The 8157-nt window shown below is 48.3% G+C and carries 8 protein-coding genes and 1 pseudogene; 7 read left to right on the top strand and 2 right to left on the bottom strand.

Translation table 11 applies throughout. The annotated features are described in order from the left end of the window. Positions 1-1578, top strand: a pseudogene (locus Q0369_RS10600) (hypothetical protein); the annotation flags it as partial. 34 nt (positions 1579-1612) lie between these two features. After that, positions 1613-2053, top strand: coding sequence for a hypothetical protein (locus Q0369_RS10595; RefSeq protein WP_298099674.1), 441 nt, complete (start codon positions 1613-1615; stop codon positions 2051-2053). 233 nt (positions 2054-2286) lie between these two features. Here Q0369_RS10595 and ftsY read toward each other — a convergent pair whose 3' ends face one another. Continuing rightward, a complete protein-coding gene (ftsY, locus tag Q0369_RS10590) occupies positions 2287-3150 on the bottom strand; it encodes a signal recognition particle-docking protein FtsY (protein ID WP_298099670.1) in 864 nt (287 codons plus the stop codon). Beyond that, on the bottom strand, positions 3150-3731 hold the full coding sequence (locus Q0369_RS10585; protein WP_298099665.1) for a TlpA disulfide reductase family protein: 582 nt from the start codon (positions 3729-3731) through the stop codon (positions 3150-3152). The genes ftsY and Q0369_RS10585 overlap by 1 nt, the downstream gene beginning before the upstream one ends. A gap of 80 nt (positions 3732-3811) precedes the next feature. Here Q0369_RS10585 and Q0369_RS10580 point away from each other — a divergent pair, with 80 nt between their 5' ends. The 5 genes from Q0369_RS10580 to Q0369_RS10560 all read left to right on the top strand — a co-directional run. Continuing rightward, complete coding sequence (locus Q0369_RS10580; RefSeq protein WP_298099662.1) at positions 3812-4429, top strand: 5-formyltetrahydrofolate cyclo-ligase; 618 nt, start codon at positions 3812-3814, stop codon at positions 4427-4429. After that, complete coding sequence (gene rny / locus Q0369_RS10575; RefSeq protein ID WP_298099657.1) at positions 4362-5915, top strand: ribonuclease Y; 1554 nt, start codon at positions 4362-4364, stop codon at positions 5913-5915. Before Q0369_RS10580 ends, rny begins: the two co-directional genes overlap by 68 nt. Positions 5916-5925: 10 nt before the next feature. Continuing rightward, positions 5926-6507, top strand: a complete 582-nt coding sequence (locus Q0369_RS10570; RefSeq protein ID WP_291938039.1) for a lipid-binding SYLF domain-containing protein — start codon at positions 5926-5928, stop codon at positions 6505-6507. Positions 6508-6986: 479 nt separating this feature from the next. After that, entirely contained in the window at positions 6987-7550 is a 564-nt protein-coding gene (locus Q0369_RS10565; RefSeq protein ID WP_297944239.1) for a DedA family protein, read from the top strand. A 2-nt stretch (positions 7551-7552) separates the two neighbouring features. Beyond that, positions 7553-8157 (top strand): ribonuclease domain-containing protein (locus Q0369_RS10560; RefSeq protein WP_298099653.1); only part of this gene is annotated, 605 nt, incomplete at its 3' end.

Below are 8157 nucleotides of genomic sequence, written 5' to 3'. Positions count from 1 at the left end.
CGAGATTTCGAACGCGACGGCTTTAGAGTGCCCGGTTTATACGAGCGGTTTTGGCGGCTGCAAGGGGATGCGACAGCGTATTTTACACTAGCGGACAGTCTGCTGCGCGGGCGGAGGGACGGCGGCACGCTGCTAAAGGACGCTATGGGCTACGTGGGCGAGGAGGATTTTAAAGTTTTGATCGCTACGGCAGTTGAAATTTTGCGCGAAGAGGCGGCAGATGGGCGTGCAACGCAGCAGAGCAAAAGCGCAGTACAGACGGGAGAGGATGCGCGCTCGGACGAATGCAGGGGCAAAAGCGCATGGCAACGCGGCAGAGATGAAAAAAGCGCACGCTGGAAAAACGCCGAAGAGGTCATCGCAGCGGCAAGTCTCGAGTTCGCACCTTTTTTGCATCCATATCTTGGCGAGCTTTTTAAATTGCAGCCGAACGAGAGCGCGTATTACGCGGAGTATCCGTGGCGCGGGCTTAGTTACGAGAGCTCAAAGTTCTGGCGCGAGAGGCTTGCAGGTCCGCAGACGAGCAGAGACGATAAGCAAAAAATTTTTAGCTGCCTGCTACAAACCCGCGATCCGAAAAATGTAAAATTTGCCTGCGAGTTCGCGCTTGCGGAGGATTTTTTCGATCGCTCGTGCGATTTGCTCGAATATATAGGCTACTGGCTAGAGGCCGTGGGATTTACTTTTGAGCGATCTAAATTTGACGCAGACGGCGCGGCTCAAGCGGTGGCGGATGAAATTTTAAAAACAGATACGCTCAAACACGGCAACGCCAAACAAACCCAAACGAGCGAAAATTTTAAAGCGGATACGACCGAATGTACCGCTAAATTTAACGCAAACGAAGCCGACTCCGATAAATCACAAAAAGCGCCGAACGATGAAATTTGCTTTGGCGGCGAGAAATTCAGGCTCAAAAGATACTGCGGGCAGCGCGTGTATCACATAATCTTTCCGCGCGGCTACTTCGGCGCGCCCTATGCGCCGCATCTGGCAAAGTACCATCCGACCTGGCGGTTTGAGGGCGGCGAGGCAGGATATAAGCTCGGCGGGGTTTTGGATGAAGCGGACGGCGATGCGCAAAACCCGCTATTTCATCTCATCATGCTTGATCCGCTACCTCGTGACTTGCCCGTGCGATCGCTGCCGCGCCTAATCCTCGCCGCTCACGTTAGAGAGGTAAACGAAGGCGAGATAGTCTTTTACGAACACGACGCGCAGGGTATGCCGCGGCGTATCGGCGAAAGGACGCAGGTCGAATACGCATTTGACGAACCGATAAAGGAGTGCGAAGTAGTACTTGCGCCTACGCCGGCGCGCTGGGCGGCTCAGGACTGGGGGATGTCAAACAGCAGGCAAAACCTCGCGCGCATCGGCGGCGAGCCATCATGGATACAGGGTGTCTTGGTGCCGACGTGTCCGATATGCGGCGAGAAAATGGAGTTTTTGATGCAGCTTGACAGCGAGCTTCCGAGCCGCGAGCAAGGTGGTGAGGTATATTTCGGCAGCGGCGGGATTTTATATGTATTTTGGTGCGAGCGGACGCGGGTGAGCGCGTTTTTTATGCAGTGCACGTGAGTAAAATTTAAGAAAAACGCAAATGGACAGATGAATGATCACGGCGAAAATAAAAAGAAAGGGCGGTATTTGGTATTTTGACGATTATTTTAAGTCGCTTCGCAAGAATGAAAACGAAATAGCAAAGCCCATCAGGCAGTTTATATTGGATCCAAAAAGGTATCTATTTAATACGAAAGAAACCCTTCACGACGCCGTTTTGACTGAATTTAAATTCGCTATTTTAAAAAACGAAGATAAATTAACGATGAAATTTTTATCTCCCCACCGAGATAGAAATTTTAAATTTATTTTCAAAAACGTCCTAGCCGTCCGCTTTAAAACGGACGATAAGAGCTTTAAAAACAACGATCTGATAGTTCATCAATTTTCGCTAAAGCGGGAAAGCGTTTGCGAGTATGATTTTATCTTTGCGAGCGGACAGAGGATAACCGTAAAATTTAAACAGCTCAAAATCATTGAGGAATTCTTATAAGCGCGCTGTTTTACTGATGGCGGAGGGATTTTACGTATTTTGGTGCGAATGGACGCGGACGGACGCGTTTTTATGCAGTGAGCGAGAATTTTGCAAAATTCTAAACGAAAATCGTAAAATTATAAGTAAAAATTTATTCTAAGATAATCGAGCGGCAAAATTTGCCGAGCATTTCAGCGCGTAAAATTTAAGCTTGTTCGGCGAGAATATGTAAATTTAAGCAGGCGCGAGGCTTAGGCGTAAATTCCGTCCACAAGCGTTTCTACGAACTCATCCGAGTTAAATTCCGCTAAATCCTCCATCCGCTCACCCACGCCGACGAAAAGTATCGGTAGCCGCAGCTCGCGCGCTATGGCGAAAAGTGCGCCGCCTTTGGGCGTGCCGTCGAGCTTCGTGATGATGATGCCGTCGAGCCTTACGATCTCGTTGAACGCCCTGGCTTGCGCGACGCTGTGATTGCCCTGAGTGGCGTCAAGCACGATGATCTTGCGGTGCGGTGCGCCGCTTTTTGCGCGGTCACATATTCGCACGATCTTCTCTAGCTCCGCGGCTAAATTTTTCTGATTTTGCAGGCGCCCTGCGGTATCGATCAGGACGCGATCGATATTTTTGGCACTTGCCGAGCTTACGGTGTCAAACGCCACGGCCGCGGGATCGTGCCCCTGCGCGGTCGCTACGATCGGTAAATTTAGAATCTGCGCCCATTTGCGCAGCTGCTCGACCGCGCCCGCGCGAAAGGTGTCGCATGCGCCTAAGATCACGCTTTGGCCGCTATTTTTATATAAATTTGCAAGCTTTGCGATGCTAGTAGTCTTGCCTGCGCCGTTTACGCCTAAAATCAGCTCGACGAAGGGTTTTTCATCCGCAGCTCGCGCAATCTCGTAATCGAAATAGTTCTTCAAAACGTCCTTGAGATCATCTTTGGCGACCAGCTTTTTTGCAGGCAGTTTTTCTAAAATTTCCTCCACGAGCTCGTAGCCTATGTCGGCTTCAAGCAGCATCTCTTCTAAAATTTCTTTTGAAATTTTATCCTCGCCCTTTGCGTCCAGCATCGCGCCTATGGTCTTGCTAAGCCCTTTTTTAAAAAATTCGAACATCAGAAAATTTTCTCCAATTCGGTCATTAAAATTTCTTCCGGCATCAGCCCGAAATATTGCGCGCTAAACTCGCCCTTTTCGTCATATATCGCCATATACGGCACTTCGTTTATGCCGCCTAGCGCCTTTGTAAAAAAGTCCGTTCCTTCGCCGTAAGCGATCGCGTAATTTACTTCGTGCGCGCTTGCGTAATTTTTTGCATCGTCTAAATTTGCATCACCGATCATCACGCCGATGATATCAAGCTTGCCAGAGTAGGCTTGTTTGGCGGCATTTAGTGCGCTTACCTGCACGGCACAGGCGTCGCACCATGGCGTAAAAAACGTAAATAGCGTCACGGTGGAGTTATTATCGATTCGAAAACCCTGCTTTGTTTTTTGCATATTTAAAATTTTGCCGTTATTCAGTTGAAGAGAAAATGGTGCGGTGTAATCGACCTGGATCACGGCTTCGGTTTCGGGCTGCGGCTGCGTGGCGTTGGCCTCGGTCGGGGTATCGCTTGATTTTTTATCCTCATCATCTCCGCAACCCGCAAGAAACAAAACAGCCGTAAAAAGTGCTAGAAAAAAACGAAATTTCATAATAAACCTTAAAATTTAATCGCAAGATTATACAAAAACTAGCTAAAATAAGCGTTAAAATTTTATAAAAGGCTTAAGCTATGCAAAAGAATGAATTTAGAGCAATTTGCAAATCGCGCTTAAAATCTCACGCCGCGCGCGCGGCTAGATGCGAGCATTACGCACTTTTATGGCGGCTTGAGCGGCTGATAAAATTTTTAAAAGCGCGTAAAATTTTAATATTTTTGCCGATGAGCTACGAGCCGAACGTTTTGATTTTAAGAAAAAAGCTATCAAAAAGCTGCGAATTTTACGTTCCGTTTATGGTGGATATTAGTTTAAAAATGGTAAGATTGCGCCAGCCTTTTAAAATTTCGCGCTTTGGATTGCGACAGACACTTCCGCAAAACGGGTATTTTAAAAAGGTCGATCTAGCCGTGGTTCCAGCTATCGGAGTGGATGGTGCAATGGCTAGAATAGGACATGGGAAAGGATTTTACGATATGTTTTTTTCAGGTCTGAAGCTTAAGCCCGCAATCGCGTTCGTGAGTATAAAAGACTGCTTTTGCAGCGAAATTTTATCGCTTGATCACGACGTAAAGGGCGATTTTTACATAACTCCGAGCCAAAATTACCTAAAAAGAGGAAAGTATGATAGAGATTTTAATCGCCTTGTGCGCTCTTGCGGTGGGCGCTGGAATAGGATATTTAGTAGCTAGAAAGATCAATAACGCCAATTACGATTTCTTCGTAGAACAAGCCAAAGCTAAAGCCAAAGCTATAGAATTTGAAGCCGAGGGCATCTTGCGAAATTCTAAAATTTCGGTGCAGGAAGCGGAGTTTGAAGCGAAGAAAAAATACGAAGATAAGGCAAGCAAACTGCAGAAGGAATTTAACGTTAAATTTGACGAGCTCGGCAAAAAGGAGTACGCGCTTCTAACCGAGCAAGAGATTTTAAAAGACAGCAAAAAAGAGCTCGAAAGCGCCAAAAAAGAGGCGAAATTCCTCTACGAAGAGGGCTCAAATTTAAAGAAAAGCTATGAAGAGAAGCTTGCCGAAGCGCTTAAAGTTTTGGAGCGCGTGGCGGGCTTTACGCAGGACGAGGCGCGCGCGCAGGTGCTTAAAAAGGTTGAGGAGCAAAGCCGCACTGACATCGCTCACATCGTGCGAAAATATGAAGAGGAAGCCAAAAAAGAGGCGCGAAAAAAGGCGAATTATATTTTGGCGCAGGCTACGTCGCGCTTCGCGGGCGAGTTTGCCGCCGAGCGACTTATCAACGTCGTAAATATCAAAAATGACGAGCTTAAAGGCCGCATCATCGGTAAGGAAGGTCGCAACATAAAGGCGCTTGAGATGACTTTGGGCGTGGATGTTATCATCGACGATACCCCCAATGCGATCATCGTAAGCTCGCACAATCTATACCGTCGCGCCATCGCCGTTCGCGTTATCGAAACGCTTATTGAGGACGGCAGAATTCAACCTGCGCGCATCGAAGATATCTACAAAAAAGTAAGCGATGAATTTGAAGCTAGCATCGCCGAAGAGGGCGAAAATATCGTAATGGATCTAGGTCTTAGCAAAATTCACCCCGAAATTTTAAAACTTATCGGCAAGCTCAAATTCCGCGCCAGCTACGGGCAGAACGCCCTTGCGCACAGCCTTGAGGTCGCACATCTTGCGGGCATCATCGCTGCAGAAACGGGCGGAGATCAAAAGCTGGCCAAGCGGGCAGGCTTACTTCACGACATCGGCAAGGCGCTAACTCACGAGTACGAGGGCTCACACGTAGATCTTGGCGCCGAGGTTTGCCGCCGCTACAAAGAGCATCCGGTGGTGATAAACGCTATCTACGCCCACCACGGCCACGAGGAGGCTACCAGCGTAGAAAGCGCTGCAGTCTGTGCCGCAGACGCGCTAAGTGCTGCGCGCCCGGGTGCTAGACGCGAGGTGCTAGAGAGCTATCTAAAACGCGTTAGCGATATAGAGGCGATCGCGATGAGTAAAACCGGCGTCAAGCAAGCCTACGCGATCAACGCAGGTCGCGAAATCCGCGTCATCGCAAACGCTAAGCTTATGAACGACGACGAGGCGGTTTTGGTCGCTAAAGAGATCGCCTCTGATATCCAAGACAAGGTTCAATTCCCAGGCGAGATCAAGGTTAACGTCATACGCGAGCTTCGCGCGGTCGAGATAGCCAAATAAGGAGTATGAAATGAAAAAATTTATAATCGCTTTATTTTTGCTTTTTAGCGCGGCATTTGCCGAGGATGAGCTCATCATTGATAGCGCGAGTGCCTATTCGTCGGTGATGCGCACGAATGCGCAATACAAATACCTAGCGCAGCAAGCCCGTGCGATCGTGATCTTTCCGAGCGTCAAGAAGCTGGGCTTCATCATAGGCGGAATGTATGGCGAGGGGATCATTATCTATAATAACGACGGCGCGCATAGCGTTAGCGGCGCTGAGATCAGCAGCGCCAGCGTAGGACTTCAGATCGGCTACGAGGATAATTATCTAGTCATTTTCGTAATGCATGACGATGTAATCCAAAAAATGCGAAATTCCCAAATCACGCTTTCGGGCGACGCTACGGCGGTTGCGGGTAACTACAGCGCCGATTCTGGCTCTTTAGACGTGCTAAATCAAGATATGTACGTCTTTACGAATAAAGGCGGGCTGTTTGCGGGCGTGAGCCTAGGCGGCTCGGTGCTGGAGACCAAAAATGACCGCGCTTTTGATCCAAATACTGAGGGCTATGCACTTTTGATGCGAGTAATCGGCGCAGATGAGTAAAATTTAGCTAAAGATGCTAAGGCGCATAGCTTAGCGAAAAATTTTGCTTTATGGGCGTTTTATTAGCAGCTTGGAATTTTACTCGCGTAATTTCTGCAGAATAATAGACTTAGGTGCGTAATTTTATTGCGATTCGCGGGGTGGGAGGCATTTGAGGATATCGCGTAAATCCTGCGTAATTCGCGAGTTACTTTGAATTCTAAAGAAGTCGAAATTTTGTCATTAAATTTAGAATTGCAAAATTTTAACGCTAAATTTTGCGGAGATTTTACTTGATGCTAGAAATTTTATTTTAGAATTTCGCTTAATATTTTGCGGCGGAATTTTGTATTTCGCGGCAGCTGCTCGGAATTTTAAATTTAATGTCGCAGCAAAATCAAGTGGCGTCGTGGGACGTTATAGTGAAATTTTCGCACCGAATTTTAAAGCTGCTTTAGTCAAAATTTATAGAATTTTATACGATCTAATGAAAGGATTCGATGGAATCGATGTTTGCAAACCTCCATACGTGGGGGTATTTGATACTGTTTTTGTATTCGCTGGGCGGAGGATTTTTGGCGCTTGCGGCAGCGGGTGTGCTAAGCTCGGCCGGCGAGCTCAATATCGTCTTATGCATCGTAATCGCCTGCATATCGAACTTTATAGGCGATTCGGGGCTGTTTTTAGTAAGCCGTTACAATAAAAAAGAGATCATGCCCTATCTGCGTAAACAGCGCCGCAACCTCGCTCTGGCGCAAATTTTGTTTCGCAAATACGGCGACCGCATAATTTTAATCAAAAAATTTATCTACGGCCTCAAAACCCTTGTGCCGATTGCGATCGGCATCACAAAATATTCATTTTTAAAATTTAGCGTCATCAATGCCGTAAGCTCGCTCATTTGGGCGCTTGTGGTGGGGCTACTGAGCTACTACGCGGGCGATTTCGTGCGCGGGCTCTATGCGCATGTCAAGGACGCGCCGTGGATCGCTCCGCTGGCTCTAGGCGCGATAGTAGCGGCGATCGTGCTCTATTTTCGCTTTGCCACGCGCAAAAGAGGCTAGCGGTGGCAAAAAAGCTGATTCCACTCGCAATTTTTGCAGTACTTCTTTTGGCACTAAATTTCATCTCCAATTCGCGCGGCCTCGCGGCTAAAGATGAGCGGATTTTTACCTCAAAAACCCTGGATGCTGCGTCGCGTAAAAGCGGCGCGCAAAATTTAAAAAGCGGCACCGATCGCAAAATTTCAAGCTCCGAAAATCCCGTAAGCAGCGCCGGCGCAAAAGATGAGAGCGGTGCAAGAAGCGCAGACGGCGGAGCAGACCTAGGAGATTTAAAATCTCATCCGCAAGCAAACGAGCCCGCCGCCGCAAATCCTAAAGACGAGGCGGACGTCCACAGGCGGCGTAGCGCAGATTATGAAGCTTCGCAATCTCAAAATCCCGCTGCAAATTCTAAAAATCAGCTCGCGGACGAGCCCTGCATAAGCAGGGAGTGCGTGAGCGCTCATATCCGCCGTACGGGCGCTTTGCCGCAAAATTTTATCACGAAAAAGCAGGCGGGCGATCTTGGCTGGCAGGGCGGCGATCTGTGGCGATACGCGCGCGGCAAGAGCATCGGCGGCGACCGCTTCGGCAATTTCGAGCGCAGATTGCCTGATAAAAAGGGGCG

This window comes from uncultured Campylobacter sp. (assembly GCF_938030685.1).
In the GTDB taxonomy this organism is placed as follows: Bacteria; Campylobacterota; Campylobacteria; order Campylobacterales; family Campylobacteraceae; genus Campylobacter_B.
Note: the sequence above shows the minus strand (reverse complement) of the source record. Positions and strands in the feature narration are given on the sequence as shown.

Bases quoted from the DNA above. Each gene is read 5' to 3' on its own strand.
- Q0369_RS10595 (WP_298099674.1), top strand. From the start codon at position 1,613: ATGATCACGGCGAAAATAAAAAGAAAGGGCGGTATTTGGTATTTTGAC.
- ftsY (WP_298099670.1), bottom strand. From the start codon at position 3,150: ATGTTCGAATTTTTTAAAAAAGGGCTTAGCAAGACCATAGGCGCGATG.
- Q0369_RS10585 (WP_298099665.1), bottom strand. From the start codon at position 3,731: ATGAAATTTCGTTTTTTTCTAGCACTTTTTACGGCTGTTTTGTTTCTT.
- Q0369_RS10580 (WP_298099662.1), top strand. From the start codon at position 3,812: ATGCAAAAGAATGAATTTAGAGCAATTTGCAAATCGCGCTTAAAATCT.
- rny (WP_298099657.1), top strand. From the start codon at position 4,362: ATGATAGAGATTTTAATCGCCTTGTGCGCTCTTGCGGTGGGCGCTGGA.
- Q0369_RS10570 (WP_291938039.1), top strand. From the start codon at position 5,926: ATGAAAAAATTTATAATCGCTTTATTTTTGCTTTTTAGCGCGGCATTT.
- Q0369_RS10565 (WP_297944239.1), top strand. From the start codon at position 6,987: ATGGAATCGATGTTTGCAAACCTCCATACGTGGGGGTATTTGATACTG.